Here is a 13,516-nt window from a genome sequence, read left to right as displayed (position 1 = left end):
CAATTCTGCCGTGCAGTCTTTGCCGGCATGTCGATTCAGGCTATTCCGGTTCGACTAGGTATCAAGAACTCCCTGAATCCTGCGACTCGACGACCTCTTATTGTGGAGTCCATCTTCTTTGGAAAGACCTGATATGACTGAAAATTCCATCTCCACTACAACCATGCATCGCGACCGGCGTGGGCTGGCGCTGATTGTGCTGTGCCTGGGAGTATTGATGATCGTGCTCGACACTACCATCGTGAATGTGGCGCTGCCATCGATCAAGACCGATCTGCGCTTTTCCGACACTTCGCTGGCCTGGGTGGTGAACGCCTATATGCTGACTTTTGGCGGCTTTCTGTTACTAGGTGGCCGGCTGGGAGATTTGTACGGGCATCGGCGGCTGTTCCTGACAGGTATCGCACTATTTACATTGGCGTCCCTGGCTTGCGGCCTCTCCACCACGCAAGGCTTCTTGCTGGCGGCGCGCGCGGTGCAAGGATTGGCCGGCGCCGTGGTGACGGCGGTGGCGTTGTCGCTGATCATGGATCTGTTCACCGAGCCGGGCGAGCGCGCCAAGGCAATGGGGGTCTACGGCTTTGTCTGCGCCGGCGGCGGCAGTCTCGGTGCGATGCTGGGCGGGTTGCTGACTGACGCCCTGAGCTGGCACTGGATTTTCCTGGTCAACCTGCCGATCGGTATCGCCGTGATAGCACTCTCGTTGCGATTGCTGCCGGCAGTGCACGGCCAGACGCAATCCCGGCATCTGGATGTATTCGGCGCCATTACCGTTACCGCTGCGCTGATGCTGGCCGTGTATGCGATCGTGAATGGCAATGAAGCCGGCTGGACCTCGCCACGCACACTGAGCCAGCTCGCCGTCGCCGCTGCATTGCTGGCAGCGTTCCTGGTGATCGAGACGCGGGTGCGGGCGCCATTGATGCCGTTGCGGCTGTTCCAGTTGCGTAATGTCGCGGTCGCCAATGTGGTGGGCGTGTTGTGGGCTGCGGCGATGTTTGCCTGGTTCTTTCTCTCCGCGCTCTATCTGCAGCTGGTGCTCGGCTATACGCCGCTGCAGGTCGGCCTCGCCTTCCTGCCGGCCAATCTGATCATGGCGGTCTTTTCGCTGGGGATCTCGGCTAAACTCGTGATGCGCTTCGGTATCCGGCGGCCGTTGGCGACGGGCTTGTTGTTGGCGACGTGCGGATTGCTGCTGTTTGCCCGCGCGCCGGTCGACGGCGGTTTTGTCGTCGATGTATTGCCCGGCATGATCCTGCTTGGCCTGGGCGCGGGGATTGCGTTCAATCCGGTGTTGCTGGCCGCAATGAGCGATGTCGCGCCGTCCGAATCCGGACTCGCCTCGGGGGTGGTCAACACCTCTTTCATGATGGGCGGTGCGCTAGGTCTTGCGGTACTTGCCAGCCTGGCGGCTTTGCATACCGAGAAACTGCTGGCTGCCGGCGCGCAGTCGCTAGCCGCGCTCAATAGCGGTTATCAGGCGGCTTTCCTGGTGGGAGCCTGTTTTTCCGGTCTGGGAGCCGCACTTGGCGCCCTGCTCTTGCGCACCAGGATGGTGGAGGGCGCCGTACCTGCCTGATCAGCGATACCGAGTACGGAACTAACCGGGCTCAGATCGCCAAGTCGTCGACTCGCAACTGCACATCGTTACTTTTGTAGATACCTATGGCCTATGAGATGGGGGACATATCGATGTTAACAAATGGATTTCAAACAGCCCTTGAGAAAGAAGTAAAGAAAGGCGCAGATTCAGACCTGATCGACGAGACTGAATACGATTCGATGGTGGCTGAATTCGACCTGCTATGGGGTCGCGCAACCACGCCACAGGACCAGTCGCGCATGGAGCGTATGATCCGCTTGATCGATGCCTTTGAAAATAGCCCGAATTGCCATCGCCAAAATTAATTTGCATTCGGGATTAGAATGCACGGCTAGGCACATACGTCACCTGCATTCATACTGATCGGACGGCTCATGCAAAATGTCATTTCCATAGTAAATCTGTCCAAGACCTACGCCTCTGGCTACCGGGCGCTCAACAACATCAATCTCGACATCCGCCGTGGCGAAATCCTGGCATTGCTAGGACCGAACGGCGCCGGCAAAACCACCCTGATCAGCTGCATCTGCGGGATCCTGAACATCTCCGAGGGATCGGTACGGGTGGATGGCCATGACATCGTCAGGGATTTCCGCCCCGCCCGATCGCTGATCGGCCTGGTTCCGCAGGAATTGACTACCGATGCTTTCGAAACGGTGTGGGCCACCGTATCTTTCAGCCGCGGACTATTCGGCAAGCCGGCCAATCCGGCCCACATCGAGAAAGTGCTCAGGGATTTGTCGTTGTGGGACAAGAAGGATAACAAGATCATGACGCTGTCCGGCGGCATGAAGCGTCGCGTGCTGATCGCCAAGGCCTTGTCGCATGAGCCGCAGATCCTGTTTCTGGACGAACCGACCGCCGGCGTCGACGTCAATTTGCGCCACGACATGTGGGAGCTGGTCCGTTCGTTAAGGGACAGCGGCGTAACCATCATCCTGACCACTCACTACATCGACGAAGCCGAAGACATGGCCGACCGGATCGGGGTGATCAACAAGGGCGAGATCATCTTGATCGAAGAGAAAAAAGAACTGATGCGCAAGCTCGGTAAAAAATTGCTGACGCTGCAGCTGGAGAAACCGCTAGACCATGTGCCCCCCGAGCTTGCAGCCTACAACCTGAGTTTGTCCAGCGACGGCAGCCAGCTGGTCTATACCTACGAGAACGACGGTGAACGCGTCACCATCATTTCGCTGCTGAATGCCCTGAGCGAAGAAGGCATCCAGTTCAAGGATATCCAGACCACGCAGAGCTCGCTAGAGAATATTTTCGTCAACCTGATCAAGGACGAGCAATGAATTTCCACGCAATCCGGGCAATATACATGTTCGAAATGGCGCGCACCGGACGCACCCTGCTGCAAAGCATCGTCGCCCCGGTGATCTCGACCTCGCTTTATTTCGTCGTCTTCGGCGCCGCCATAGGTTCGCGCATCGCCCAGATCGACGGCGTCAGCTACGGCGCATTCATCGTCCCCGGACTGGTCATGCTATCGCTGCTTACGCAAAGCATTTCGAATGCGTCTTTTGGCATCTACTTCCCTAAATTCACCGGCACCGTTTATGAACTGCTGTCGGCGCCGGTGTCGTATCGGGAGATCGTGCTGAGTTATGTTGGCGCCGCTGCCACCAAATCAATACTGCTCGGCCTTATCATCCTGGCCACGGCGGGACTGTTCGTACCGCTGCATATCGCACATCCGTTCTGGATGATCCTGTTCCTGGTGCTGACGGCCGTGACCTTTAGCCTGTTCGGTTTCATCATCGGTATCTGGGCCGATAACTTCGAAAAACTTCAGCTGGTGCCGTTACTGATCATCACGCCGCTGACTTTTCTGGGTGGCAGTTTCTACTCCATCAAGATGCTGCCGCCGGTCTGGCACACCATCAGCCTGTTCAATCCGGTGGTTTACCTGATCAGCGGCTTCCGCTGGAGCTTCTATGACAATGCCGATGTGAGCATCACGATCAGCCTGACGATGACTATCGTTTTCCTGGCCGTCTTCCTGGCAATCGTGGCCTGGATCTTCAAGACCGGGTATCGGCTCAAGTACTAAGCTCAAGTACTAGGCTCAAGTATTAAATTCAAGCAAACGATCCATCAAATTTGAAAGCAATCATGCCTGCAGCAAGCCCTCTTTCCATAGTTCAAGCACAACTTGACGCCTACAACGCCAAAGACATCGATGCCCTGCTGCTGACTTACGCAACAGATGCCGAACAGTACCAGCTGCATGGCGCAATGCTCGCAAGCGGGCATGAGCAGATACGAGCCCGCTTCCTGATCCGATTCGCCGAGCCGGATCTGCATGCCGCCCTGATTTCACGTACGATCATGGAGAATGTAGTGATTGACCATGAAGTCGTGACCCGCAATTTTCCTGAGGGCGTGGGCAGCGTCGAAATACTTTGCGTATACGAAATTGCGAATGGCCGCATCCAGAAAGCTTCGTTTGCGGTTGGCAAACCCAGGTTGAATACACCATCCCACGCCTCGGCTTAGGTGAATCTCAATGTGACGCGGATGAGGAAAAATATCCGCGCAGAGCAAACGCCCCCCTATGAGTCAACAGGATATGCACCACAAATTTTCAAGCTTCCAGCTGTCTTTGTATGTGATCGCCGCGGCGGTCTTGCTGGTCGGGTTATTATCCGCCGGCTTGATCTATCGTACGGCGGCAGAACAGGAACACCGCGCCGGCAGCTACCAGATCATAGACGGGCACGCCTATGAAGTTGCGCCAGGCGATTCGAAAGCTTATCTGCGCGACATGGAACTGTATGGCGGGACATCGGGAATATTGATCGCCAACTTCAATCGATGGCTGGGCAGCTTGTGGCACGGCAAGCGGCTGGCGTACTTGCTAGCGATATTTTCGGTTGTCATAGCCTACATCTGCTTCTCGGTGGCCCGCGGCCAGATGCACGACCAGCCGGAAAGCCACTAGCGCCATCAGATCCTGCTTATCGCTGTGCGGCTACCAGCAGCAGCATCGGCCGCTCTTTTTCTTCCGCCAGTTCCGGTCGTGCGGCAACCTGGGCAGCGGTCGGTCCCCAATCCTCGACGTGCGTAATGGTGAAGCCCGCGCCAATCAACAAATTGAGAATAGTGCCGATCGTGCGATGCTGCTTGATCACGCCGTCGGCGAGCCAGTTGGTTGTACGCGGCCCTTCCAGCTGATAACTATCGACTGGCCATATCTTGCGGCCCTGCGCATCGGTCATCCATCCCGGATGCATCGACGCCATATAAATCGGATGTTCAATCGAGAAAACCAGCTTGCCGCCAGGGACCAGGGCACGGTGTATTTTCTCAAAGAGCCCGGACAAATCGGCGATGTAGTGCAAGGTGAGTGAACTGTAGGCCAAATCAAAACCGGCTTCCGCGAAATCCAGCTGTTCCAGGTCGGCCCTGGCGTAGGTGACAACAGGATCCGAGGTCGATGCCACGGCCCGTTCCAGCATCTTTTCGGAAACGTCGAGGCCAACCACCTTGGCCGCCCCCTGCTCCGCTGCCCAGCGACAAAACCAACCGTAGCCGCAACCGAGATCGACAACCCGCAGATTGGTCGGTTTGGGCAGCATCGCCTGCAACGCCGGCCACTCTGCAGCACCGGCCAATCCTTCGACTGAACGGCTTAGCTGACTATAACCTTCAAAGAAGGCCGGATTGTCGTAGATATTCTGCGCCATCGTTAATGTTGCTCCATTCTGAATGATGCCGGATTTTCGCAGACATCATATGGTGCGGCAACGGCCCGTAAAATGCTGCGTTTCATTGTGCAATATTGGTTATCATATTCAAGAGTTAACTAGCAACCAACTCGACAATGAAGTTGATAAATAAATCAATAATTAACATCAAGAAAGAAATCACCCGGCTACGCTGGGTTATGATCGCGGTTATTTCCAGCAGAGTGAGCCATCCATGTACAGTCTATCCCCCCAATCGCCCGAGCGCGGCTGGTCATTCTGGTGGAAACCAGCGTTGTTCGTACTGGTGGCCGTGGTTGGCCTGTACTACGTCAAATGGTCGCCCTACTACCTCAAATCTTTCATGGCGGCGGACAAGCACAGCATCGGCGCGTCCATCCTTAACGATAACCAGGGATCGCCTGTCGCCGCAGCGCTGACCTATGCCAAGGTATATTTCCTGGCAATCTGGAAAGCCGCGGTGCTAGCGGTGATTCTGGGTTCGCTGCTACAAGTGCTGATCCCGCGTGACTGGTTGCTGCGCCTCTTCGGCCGTGCCGGCTTCAGTTCAGTCTTGCGCGGCGGCTTGTTCGCCCTGCCTGGCATGATGTGTTCCTGCTGCGCCGCTCCGGTGGTCGCGGGGATGCGTCGCCAGCAAGTCTCGGTGGGCGCGGCACTGGCCTTCTGGATCGCCAATCCGGTGCTTAACCCGGCCACGCTGGTGTTCATGGGCTTCGTGTTGGGCTGGGGCTTTACCGCCCTGCGCCTGGTGGCGGGCCTGGTGCTGGTATTGGGTGTCTCACTGATCGCGCAGCGCGTTTCCGGCCCCGAGGAAACGCCTGAACCGGCACAGGAAGCAGTTGCCGAAGCCGCCGCCCCTGATTCGAAAAACTTCCTGGGACGTTGGTCGCGCAGTTTATGGCAGCTGTTCTGGAGCACTATCCCTGTGTATATCCTGGCGGTACTGGCGCTGGGAGCGGCCCGGGTCTGGCTGTTCCCCCATGTCGATGGCGCCATGGGCAACAGCCTGCTCTGGCTGGTGCCGCTTGCCATCGCCGGGACGCTGTTCGTGATTCCCACGGCAGCCGAAATTCCTATAGTGCAAACCATGATGTCGCTAGGCCTGGGCACGGCGCCGGCAGTGGCATTGCTGATGACATTGCCAAGCGTCAGCCTGCCGTCGCTGCTGATGCTGCGCAAGAGCTTCGATACCAAGGTATTGGTTACCGTCGCGTTGCTGACGATACTGGTCGGCATAGTCACCGGACTGGCGGGAGCGTTGCTGCTTTAAGCGTCGGGAATCAGTTACCGCGCTCGGATCAGATCATCGCAAAAGATACTTCACGCGAATCCCGGCGAGCGTGTGGAAGTATCAGGCCTGGGGTTCGTGGCAAACCACTTCGATGTTATGCCCGTCCGGACCAATGACAAAAGCTGCATAGTAGTTCGCGTGGTAGCGTGGGCGCAGACCAGGCGCGCCATTGTCTTTGCCACCCGCCTCCAGGGCTGCCCGATAGAAAGCTTCGACTTGCTGGCGATTCTCGGCCGTGAACGCCAGGTGAAGATGCGCCGGCCTCTCCTCGGTTTGGTACAGGCATAATGAAGCCTTACCCTTTGGGCTAAGCTCGACGCCATACGTCGGCGCCCCCTCCGAGGCAACAGCTACGCCGAGCGGCTCGAGTGCCTTGAGGAAGAATGCTTTGCTCGCTGTATAGTCGCTGACTCCGAATTTGACGTGGTCAAACATGAGTTCTCCTGAATGGTAAAGCGGACACGCGTTCGCTTTGCCTATATTAATCGTCTGCGCGAGACTTCTCCAGCATGTCGTGCATCGCAATCGCTTGTCCCCGGCAATCCGGAACTTGGAGTTATCATGCCGACTCAGCCAAGCCTGCTTACTTGCCGGACATGGGATTCCTTATGCATAATGACGGCATGAATCTTCGATCCGCCTAATAACCGTCAGGCGTCATGCAGGATCCCGTCAAGAGGCCATTTTCCCATGAGTGACATTCAAGAACGAATCGCAGCCAGCTTCAATTCGCAAGGCCTTATGGCGACCCTCGGAGCCCGGCTTGTCTCAGTCGCAGATGGCGAGGTGCAAATAGAACTGCCATTTTCCACGCAGCTATCCCAACAACACGGCTATGTTCACGCCGGCGCAATTACAAGTGTTGTTGACAGTGCGTGCGGATACGCGGCGTTGACCAAGGCGCCGGTCGAGAGCGATGTCGTCACAGCCGAGTTCAAGATCAACTTCGTGCGGCCCGCGATTGGTGAACGATTCCTGGCAATTGGAACGGTACAAGCGTCGGGTAAGCTGCTCACCGTTTGCGCGGGAGAGGTCCGGGCCTTCTCCGGAAGCGCCTGGAAAGTGATTGCCATCATGCAGGCAACGATCGTCAATGTCCGTGCCTGATACCTGGCCGCACCTCAACTTCCCGCACTCAGAACAATGAGCAATCTGAAAGCTGTATCGATTTCCAGTGATGCGGACGCCGCCGACACCTCCGTCCGTCGCCGTTCCCTGATGGCCGCCTGCAGTGCCCACGCAATACATGATGGCTTGACCGACCTTATCTACGTGCTGCTGCCGATCTGGCAGACGCAATTTTCCATCAGCTACGCGCTGGTGGGACTATTACGCGGATCCTATTCGGGCATGATGGCCGGCTTCCAGCTGCTGGCCAGCCGGCTGGCAAAGCGCTGGGGACGAGAACGCATGCTGGTGGGAGGGACGGCGCTGGCCGGCATCGCCTACCTGATTGCCGGTCAGGCCGGAAGTTTGACCGTACTGCTGATTGCCCTGTTGCTGGGCGGTTTGGGCGCCAGTACCCAGCACCCGCTGGCGTCCTCATTGATCACCGACACGCATGAGGCCGGCGGCGGCGTCAAAGAGGCGCTGGCACAGTACAACTTCGCCGGCGACATCGGCAAGACGCTGATACCCGGGCTGGTGGGCCTGTTGCTGGTGGCCGTGAGCTGGCAGACCAGCGTTACGCTGACGGGCCTGCTCGGCGTGGCTGCGGCAGGTCTGCTTTGGTGGTTTATTCCGGCAAAGAGCGAACAGGCGTCCAGCAAGGCGAAAGCCGCCAAGGTAATAACCGGAACCGGTTCGGCTGGCGGGCTACGCGCGCTGCTGCTGACCGGCACCCTGGACAGCGCGGTCCGGATGGGATTTCTCACCTTCCTGCCATTCCTGCTGAAAAGCAAAGGCGCCGGCACGGCAGGTATCGGTTTAGCGCTGTCGCTATTGTTTGTTGGCGGCGCGTTCGGCAAGTTGTTTTGCGGCTACCTGGGTGCGCGCATCGGCATGATGAAAACGGTGTGGATAACCGAGTCCGCCACATCGCTGTTGATCTTGTTAGCGGTGTGGTTACCGCTGTTCGGAATGATGGCGATGCTGCCGCTGCTGGGACTTGCTTTGAACGGGACCTCGTCGGTACTGTACGGCGTGGTTCCGGAATTGGCAGGCGCAGGCAAACGCGAGCACGCTTTCGCGCTGTTCTATACCTGCACCATAGGTGGTGGTGCGCTGTCGCCCGTATTGTTTGGCCGACTGGGCGACGTCGCAGGAGTCCCCGCTGCATTGATAACCCTGGCGGCGATCCTGCTGTTCACGTTGCCATTGTCGTGGCTGGTGCAGAAAGAGGTAGGCAGATGATTGCTGCTTATTCACGTCAAAGTTAGCAGTACCAGGATATCGGCTCGATAAATTGCGACTTCGATCGGCTGCAATCGGCCAGAAGCGCTCCTTCAAGACCAGGAAGATTAGAAGCTAATGCAAGACTAACGCTCAAAAACGTTTGTTAGATGAATGCGTGAATAACAAATGGCGGACGTTCGTGGAATCATCCGCCATTTTTTTTGGATTCATAGAATTCTTCTCGACAGCGAATCAGCAGACTTATGTCTTAGGCGCCCATTGAGCCGCTGTCATGAGGGGAAGATATTTTGATGTTAGACCTGCGCCATACCTCCGTCGACGGCGAGATCCACCCCGGTGATATATGAACTTTCATCGGAAGCAAGGAATGCGACGACGCTAGCGATTTCCTCGGGCGTGCCTCTGCGGCCGAGCGGAACTTGCGAAGCGAACTGAGCTGCCGCCTGTTCTGCCTGTTCAGCGGTGAGGCCCGCCTTCTCCAAAGCCTGAGTTTCGATTGGGCCAGGACTCATCGAATTCACACGAATCTTGCGATCCTTTAGCTCCATCGTCCAGCCGCGCGCAAAGCTGCGCACGGCTGCCTTGCTAGCAGCGTAAGCAGTGAAGGCTGGCACTCCCAGCACGTTTGCGTTCGAAGAGGTTAGGATGATCGAGCCGCCATCTTTGAAAAGGGGAAGCGCTTTTTGCACAGTAAAGAATAATCCCTTTACGTTGACATCGAAGATCTTGTCGAAATGAGACTCGGTCGCCGTTGCAAGCGGCGCGATTGTCCCTCCACCTGCGTTCGCAAAAAGAATGTCAATGTGACCATATTTTTCTTTCACAACGGCATAGAGATGGTCGAGATCGTTTAGGTTCGAGACGTCGCTTTCGACCGTCATCACGTTTTTTCCGATGAAAGCTGCAGCTTCAGCCAACTCTTTCTGTCTTCGCCCAGTGATCACGACATGCGCACCTTCTTCTACAAAGCGCTTGGCTGTAGCCAAGCCGATGCCGCTATTACCGCCTGTGATGACCGCGATTTTTCCTGCTAATTTATTTGCACTGCTGTTCATTTTCTTGCCCTTTAAACGTTAGTCGTTTTGCGTTGGATTCAGGAATTCATTCGTTTGATCAGATCCATGTGAAGTCCACTTAAGGGGGCGCCGAATTCCTGGAGTCGTCCAGACTCAATCAGGCCCCCAAGATCCACCGGGGCAAAGCCGGCTTCGTCGAGAATGCGCGCTAGTTTCTGCTTCGCGGCTTTATCGTCGCCCGACATAAACAGAACCAATTTGCGATCGTTCTCTGAGGAGTCTGGCATCCAATTCACGACGAGCGTATTGAGTGCCTTGATGACTCCAGCCCCAGGCGCATAACTTGCGATGATCTCGCTCGAAGTCTTGCCCTCGGCGTCCTCATTGGAAGGTCGATTTGTCGCGTCGACAAGAATCCGCCCACCCCAATCCGAAACCTCGGCGAGCGCCTGCTTTGCCTGCTCCCACCGGACACATAAGATCACGATATCTTGCATCGCTGCTTCCTGGACAGTGCCTGTTTTGGCATTCGAGCCGATACCACGCACGAGTTCGTTTAACGAATCCGGCCCTCTGCTGTTGCTAAGCACAACCTCGTGCCCATACCGTACCAAGTACTTAGCGTATGTTTGGGCTACGTTTCCCGCTCCGATAAATCCGATTCTCATAAAATTCGCTGCCTTTCGTTTATTTTATAGATACTATTAAAGTATCCATTTAGATCAAAAAAAACGCTAACGAGATTTGCTCCTGATTTTTGAAACAACATCTGCCAGCGTGGTCTGCTTCAAATCATTTTCAACAGCTTTCTCCGTACCTGCCAAAACCTCGCCCATTACCTCTTTAATATTATTGCTCACTACGCACCACTCCTTTTTTTCATAGGTGTGGATGGCAAAAACACTTGGAGGGTTTACAGCATGCGAAATATCTAACAGCGAAATGCTTTTTGGATTTTTAGTAAGCGCGTAGCCGCCTGCTTTACCGACAGTGGCTTTTACCAACTTCGCTTTTGAGAGCTTCGCCAGGATTCTCTTAACAAAAATCGGGTTCGCATTCACGCTGCCGGCCAAAACTTCAGACGTAAAAGACGTTTCATAGTGGGCGATCGCCGCCAACACATGAACCGCAATTGAAAACTGAGTATTTACCGATGCCATAACGGATATTATTATCGTATCCATTGAATAAGTCAAGTATAGAAAAAAGCATGTCGATGCGGCTTCGACAATTCGCGGACGTCAAAGTCGAGCAACAGGATCATCGGTGCTTGCAAGATCAGGCTAGGCGTGTTTGGGCGAAGGGGGCGAACGCCGTGCAATTAAACTGTCCGGAAGGATGGTATCGATACAATCGGCCAATGCTTCAACTCTCTCGCCCAGAATTCTTCCTCGTGGAGTCAAGGAATATTCCACGTGGGGCGGCACAGTCCCATAAGACTTCCGATGAACCAACCCGTGTGCTTCCAGGCGCTTCAAGGTTTGCGATAACATTTTTTCGCTCACACCGCCGACCATTCTGCGCAGCTCGCTGAAACGTCGAACTTCGCCCATCAGCACGATAAGCAGCAATATGCCCCACGGACTCGTGACGTCTTTAAGCATCTCACGACATGGGCATTCAGTTGATGGGAGCCCCTCGCGTCGGACTTGCGCGGAAAAGGACTCAGATGCGATCAGTTTGGTTTGCGTTGTCATCTCTACACTAACCTTTCGGTGCGTACTTACGGAAAGTAAAGTAATGCATTATTGTAAGTGCCTTGCTCAACCAAACCAAGGAATTTGTCATGATAGTTGTTACAGGAGCCACAGGTCAGCTCGGTCGTCTGGTAATTGAAAACCTTTTACGCACGGAATCTGCACCAAGCATCGTCGCTGTAGTTCGCGATCCAGCGAAGGCAACCGATTTATCGAATCGCGGCGTTCAAGTCCGTCAGGCTGATTACACACAGCCAGCGTCGCTTAGGGCAGCGCTTGCTGGTGCGGATAAGCTACTGCTTATATCTTCGAGCGAGCTCGAGCCCGGACAGCGCGCCTATCACCACCGCGCCGTAATTGACGCGGCGATTGATTGTGAAGTCAAGTTGATCGGATACACGAGCGTTCTACACGCCGGCACATCTCCGTTGGGATTGGCGGCTGATCACGTCCAAACCGAGGCGATGCTTAAAGCTTCAGCCATCCCATTCGTTGTGCTGCGCAATGGTTGGTACACCGAAAATTACACGATTTCAATTCCAACGGCGCTGGCTCACGGTGCGCTGATGGGTAGCGCCGGCGACGGACGAATTGCTTCGGCTTCGCGGGCTGACTATGCCGCCGCGGCCGCTTTGGCGATGACGCTTCCCAATCAAGCCGGGCAGGTCTACGAACTGGCGGGGGATACTGCCTACACCTTGTCGGAGTTCGCGGCCGAAATCTCGCGGCAGTCAGGCAAGGCAGTCAACTACCTAAACCTGCCGCGCGCGGATTACAAAGCGGCGCTCGTGGGCTTTGGTCTGCCCGAACCAGTCGCGGCTCTGCTCGCAGATTCTGATAGCGGCGCTTCGCAGGGTGGCCTTTTCGACGATAAGCGCCAGCTCAGTACATTGATCGGCCGGCCAACAACGCCGATGGCTGAAACGATTGCAGCGGAACTTAAGGCGTAGTTAACTGTTGGCGCTGTCGCCAAGTCAATGCTCTGTCAACCAACGTGGTGCGCTGCATTGTGCTGAGCTGTTGATTGCACTCAGCCTATGCAGCGTCGAGGCTTGGCCGCTGACCAACAGATTGATTTATCTGACGGGATCAACGATCAGTTGTTTGTTTTTCACAGGAGGTTCTAATGGGTATTCGATTTCTCAAGATCGCAGTGATCTACCTATTCATCGGCGCGTTACTTGGCGGCTATATGGGGGCGACCGAAAATTTTGCTTTGGCTCCAGTCCATGCGCATGTAGCTTTGCTAGGCTGGGCTTCGCTCGCGCTTGCGGGTTTGATTTATCAACTTTATCCGGCCGCAGCGCTGACGCTGCTCGCGCGGATTCATTTCTGGTTGCACAACATCGGCCTGCCATTTTTCATGCTCGGTCTCGGCTTGGTGCTTACCGGTCATACAGCTGCAACTCCAATCGTATCCATCTCTGCCAGCATCGTCATTATTGGCCTGGCAGCATTCACCGCAAACGTTCTGATGAACGTGAAAACTACTGCCGGCCGACAGTAATCTGGCGGAGAGTCGCGTCGTCATATTTACCCCAGGAGTTGAACATGAAAGATTACAATTCTTAACTTCTAAATTAAGGATAAATGGACAATGAAATACGGGATAATTGGATTTGCAAGCGACGAATCCTATTTCTCGACAGGTACCGAACTTCGTGTCGATAGCGATCAAACGACTGCGGACGTCGAAGGACGTGGGAAAAAAAATCGCACCGACATTGATGCATTGATTTGTTATCTTGTGGCGAGATGAGCGACCGCTAATGAGATGCAGCGATGGCGGCTTTGGGTTGTGGATTCAACCGGTGGATGCAACACACTACCCGGCAACC

Annotated in this window: 17 protein-coding genes; 11 read left to right on the top strand and 6 right to left on the bottom strand. The window is 55.4% G+C overall.

The genetic code is table 11. The features are described from left to right. The first annotated feature begins 133 nt into the window (after positions 1-133). From BM205_RS12585 to BM205_RS12560, 6 genes are all read left to right on the top strand, one after another. Complete coding sequence (locus BM205_RS12585) at positions 134-1,579, top strand: DHA2 family efflux MFS transporter permease subunit (protein ID WP_092414937.1); 1,446 nt, start codon at positions 134-136, stop codon at positions 1,577-1,579. Positions 1,580-1,665: 86 nt separating this feature from the next. Further along, a complete protein-coding gene (locus BM205_RS12580) occupies positions 1,666-1,908 on the top strand; it encodes a hypothetical protein (protein WP_175511249.1) in 243 nt (80 codons plus the stop codon). 69 nt (positions 1,909-1,977) lie between these two features. Next, positions 1,978-2,904, top strand: coding sequence for an ABC transporter ATP-binding protein (locus BM205_RS12575; protein ID WP_092414933.1), 927 nt, complete (start codon positions 1,978-1,980; stop codon positions 2,902-2,904). Then, positions 2,901-3,662 (top strand): ABC transporter permease, encoded by a 762-nt coding sequence (locus BM205_RS12570; protein ID WP_092414932.1) that lies wholly within the window; start codon positions 2,901-2,903, stop codon positions 3,660-3,662. Before BM205_RS12575 ends, BM205_RS12570 begins: the two co-directional genes overlap by 4 nt. Positions 3,663-3,724: 62 nt before the next feature. Beyond that, the gene (locus BM205_RS12565) at positions 3,725-4,108 is read left to right on the top strand and encodes a nuclear transport factor 2 family protein (protein WP_092414930.1); all 384 of its coding nucleotides are present in this window, start codon (positions 3,725-3,727) and stop codon (positions 4,106-4,108) included. A gap of 58 nt (positions 4,109-4,166) precedes the next feature. Then, a complete protein-coding gene (locus tag BM205_RS12560) occupies positions 4,167-4,553 on the top strand; it encodes a hypothetical protein (RefSeq protein WP_092414928.1) in 387 nt (128 codons plus the stop codon). A gap of 16 nt (positions 4,554-4,569) precedes the next feature. On the opposite strand, the gene BM205_RS12555 is transcribed toward BM205_RS12560, so the two are convergent. Then, on the bottom strand, positions 4,570-5,298 hold the full coding sequence (locus BM205_RS12555) for a class I SAM-dependent methyltransferase (protein WP_092414926.1): 729 nt from the start codon (positions 5,296-5,298) through the stop codon (positions 4,570-4,572). Positions 5,299-5,533: 235 nt separating this feature from the next. On the opposite strand from BM205_RS12555, the gene BM205_RS12550 reads away from it, so the two are divergent. Beyond that, positions 5,534-6,589 (top strand): permease, encoded by a 1,056-nt coding sequence (locus BM205_RS12550; protein ID WP_092414924.1) that lies wholly within the window; start codon positions 5,534-5,536, stop codon positions 6,587-6,589. Between the two features lie 81 nt (positions 6,590-6,670). Here BM205_RS12550 and BM205_RS12545 read toward each other — a convergent pair whose 3' ends face one another. Next, positions 6,671-7,045: a VOC family protein gene (locus tag BM205_RS12545; RefSeq protein ID WP_092414922.1), complete on the bottom strand. Its 375-nt coding sequence runs from the start codon at positions 7,043-7,045 to the stop codon at positions 6,671-6,673. Between the two features lie 255 nt (positions 7,046-7,300). On the opposite strand from BM205_RS12545, the gene BM205_RS12540 reads away from it, so the two are divergent. Both BM205_RS12540 and BM205_RS12535 read left to right on the top strand, forming a co-directional pair. Next, on the top strand, positions 7,301-7,717 hold the full coding sequence (locus tag BM205_RS12540) for a PaaI family thioesterase (protein ID WP_092414920.1): 417 nt from the start codon (positions 7,301-7,303) through the stop codon (positions 7,715-7,717). A 36-nt stretch (positions 7,718-7,753) separates the two neighbouring features. Further along, positions 7,754-8,962: an MFS transporter gene (locus tag BM205_RS12535; protein WP_092414918.1), complete on the top strand. Its 1,209-nt coding sequence runs from the start codon at positions 7,754-7,756 to the stop codon at positions 8,960-8,962. A gap of 296 nt (positions 8,963-9,258) precedes the next feature. On the opposite strand, the gene BM205_RS12530 is transcribed toward BM205_RS12535, so the two are convergent. The 4 genes from BM205_RS12530 to BM205_RS12515 all read right to left on the bottom strand — a co-directional run bounded on the left by BM205_RS12530 (position 9,259) and on the right by BM205_RS12515 (position 11,585). Then, positions 9,259-10,020, bottom strand: a complete 762-nt coding sequence (locus tag BM205_RS12530; RefSeq protein ID WP_092414916.1) for a glucose 1-dehydrogenase — start codon at positions 10,018-10,020, stop codon at positions 9,259-9,261. Between the two features lie 38 nt (positions 10,021-10,058). Further along, on the bottom strand, positions 10,059-10,649 hold the full coding sequence (locus tag BM205_RS12525) for an NADPH-dependent F420 reductase (protein ID WP_092414914.1): 591 nt from the start codon (positions 10,647-10,649) through the stop codon (positions 10,059-10,061). Between the two features lie 66 nt (positions 10,650-10,715). After that, entirely contained in the window at positions 10,716-11,141 is a 426-nt protein-coding gene (locus BM205_RS12520; protein ID WP_175511257.1) for an Rrf2 family transcriptional regulator, read from the bottom strand. 123 nt (positions 11,142-11,264) lie between these two features. After that, positions 11,265-11,585, bottom strand: coding sequence for a winged helix-turn-helix transcriptional regulator (locus BM205_RS12515; RefSeq protein ID WP_371326488.1), 321 nt, complete (start codon positions 11,583-11,585; stop codon positions 11,265-11,267). Between the two features lie 182 nt (positions 11,586-11,767). Between BM205_RS12515 and BM205_RS12510 the strand changes: the two genes are divergently transcribed. Together BM205_RS12510 and BM205_RS12505 are read left to right on the top strand one after the other, a co-directional pair. Continuing rightward, positions 11,768-12,628, top strand: coding sequence for an SDR family oxidoreductase (locus BM205_RS12510; RefSeq protein ID WP_092415076.1), 861 nt, complete (start codon positions 11,768-11,770; stop codon positions 12,626-12,628). A 176-nt stretch (positions 12,629-12,804) separates the two neighbouring features. Continuing rightward, positions 12,805-13,185 (top strand): cytochrome-c oxidase, encoded by a 381-nt coding sequence (locus BM205_RS12505; RefSeq protein ID WP_092414909.1) that lies wholly within the window; start codon positions 12,805-12,807, stop codon positions 13,183-13,185. Positions 13,186-13,516: the final 331 nt, after the last annotated feature.

This window comes from Collimonas sp. OK307, assembly GCF_900113705.1.
Lineage (GTDB): Bacteria > Pseudomonadota > Gammaproteobacteria > Burkholderiales > Burkholderiaceae_D > Collimonas.
The sequence above is the reverse complement of the archived record's forward strand: the minus strand, read 5'-3'. Positions and strand labels throughout refer to the sequence as shown.

What these genes read in the sequence shown, in the direction of transcription:
- BM205_RS12580 (WP_175511249.1), top strand. Translation starts at nt 1,666, where the DNA reads ATGGCCTATGAGATGGGGGACATATCGATGTTAACAAATGGATTTCAA.
- BM205_RS12540 (WP_092414920.1), top strand. Translation starts at nt 7,301, where the DNA reads ATGAGTGACATTCAAGAACGAATCGCAGCCAGCTTCAATTCGCAAGGC.
- BM205_RS12585 (WP_092414937.1), top strand. Translation starts at nt 134, where the DNA reads ATGACTGAAAATTCCATCTCCACTACAACCATGCATCGCGACCGGCGT.
- BM205_RS12575 (WP_092414933.1), top strand. Translation starts at nt 1,978, where the DNA reads ATGCAAAATGTCATTTCCATAGTAAATCTGTCCAAGACCTACGCCTCT.
- BM205_RS12560 (WP_092414928.1), top strand. Translation starts at nt 4,167, where the DNA reads ATGAGTCAACAGGATATGCACCACAAATTTTCAAGCTTCCAGCTGTCT.
- BM205_RS12555 (WP_092414926.1), bottom strand. Translation starts at nt 5,298, where the DNA reads ATGGCGCAGAATATCTACGACAATCCGGCCTTCTTTGAAGGTTATAGT.
- BM205_RS12505 (WP_092414909.1), top strand. Translation starts at nt 12,805, where the DNA reads ATGGGTATTCGATTTCTCAAGATCGCAGTGATCTACCTATTCATCGGC.
- BM205_RS12510 (WP_092415076.1), top strand. Translation starts at nt 11,768, where the DNA reads ATGATAGTTGTTACAGGAGCCACAGGTCAGCTCGGTCGTCTGGTAATT.
- BM205_RS12565 (WP_092414930.1), top strand. Translation starts at nt 3,725, where the DNA reads ATGCCTGCAGCAAGCCCTCTTTCCATAGTTCAAGCACAACTTGACGCC.
- BM205_RS12535 (WP_092414918.1), top strand. Translation starts at nt 7,754, where the DNA reads ATGAGCAATCTGAAAGCTGTATCGATTTCCAGTGATGCGGACGCCGCC.
- BM205_RS12530 (WP_092414916.1), bottom strand. Translation starts at nt 10,020, where the DNA reads ATGAACAGCAGTGCAAATAAATTAGCAGGAAAAATCGCGGTCATCACA.
- BM205_RS12570 (WP_092414932.1), top strand. Translation starts at nt 2,901, where the DNA reads ATGAATTTCCACGCAATCCGGGCAATATACATGTTCGAAATGGCGCGC.
- BM205_RS12545 (WP_092414922.1), bottom strand. Translation starts at nt 7,045, where the DNA reads ATGTTTGACCACGTCAAATTCGGAGTCAGCGACTATACAGCGAGCAAA.
- BM205_RS12520 (WP_175511257.1), bottom strand. Translation starts at nt 11,141, where the DNA reads ATGGCATCGGTAAATACTCAGTTTTCAATTGCGGTTCATGTGTTGGCG.
- BM205_RS12550 (WP_092414924.1), top strand. Translation starts at nt 5,534, where the DNA reads ATGTACAGTCTATCCCCCCAATCGCCCGAGCGCGGCTGGTCATTCTGG.
- BM205_RS12525 (WP_092414914.1), bottom strand. Translation starts at nt 10,649, where the DNA reads ATGAGAATCGGATTTATCGGAGCGGGAAACGTAGCCCAAACATACGCT.
- BM205_RS12515 (WP_371326488.1), bottom strand. Translation starts at nt 11,585, where the DNA reads ATGCTTAAAGACGTCACGAGTCCGTGGGGCATATTGCTGCTTATCGTG.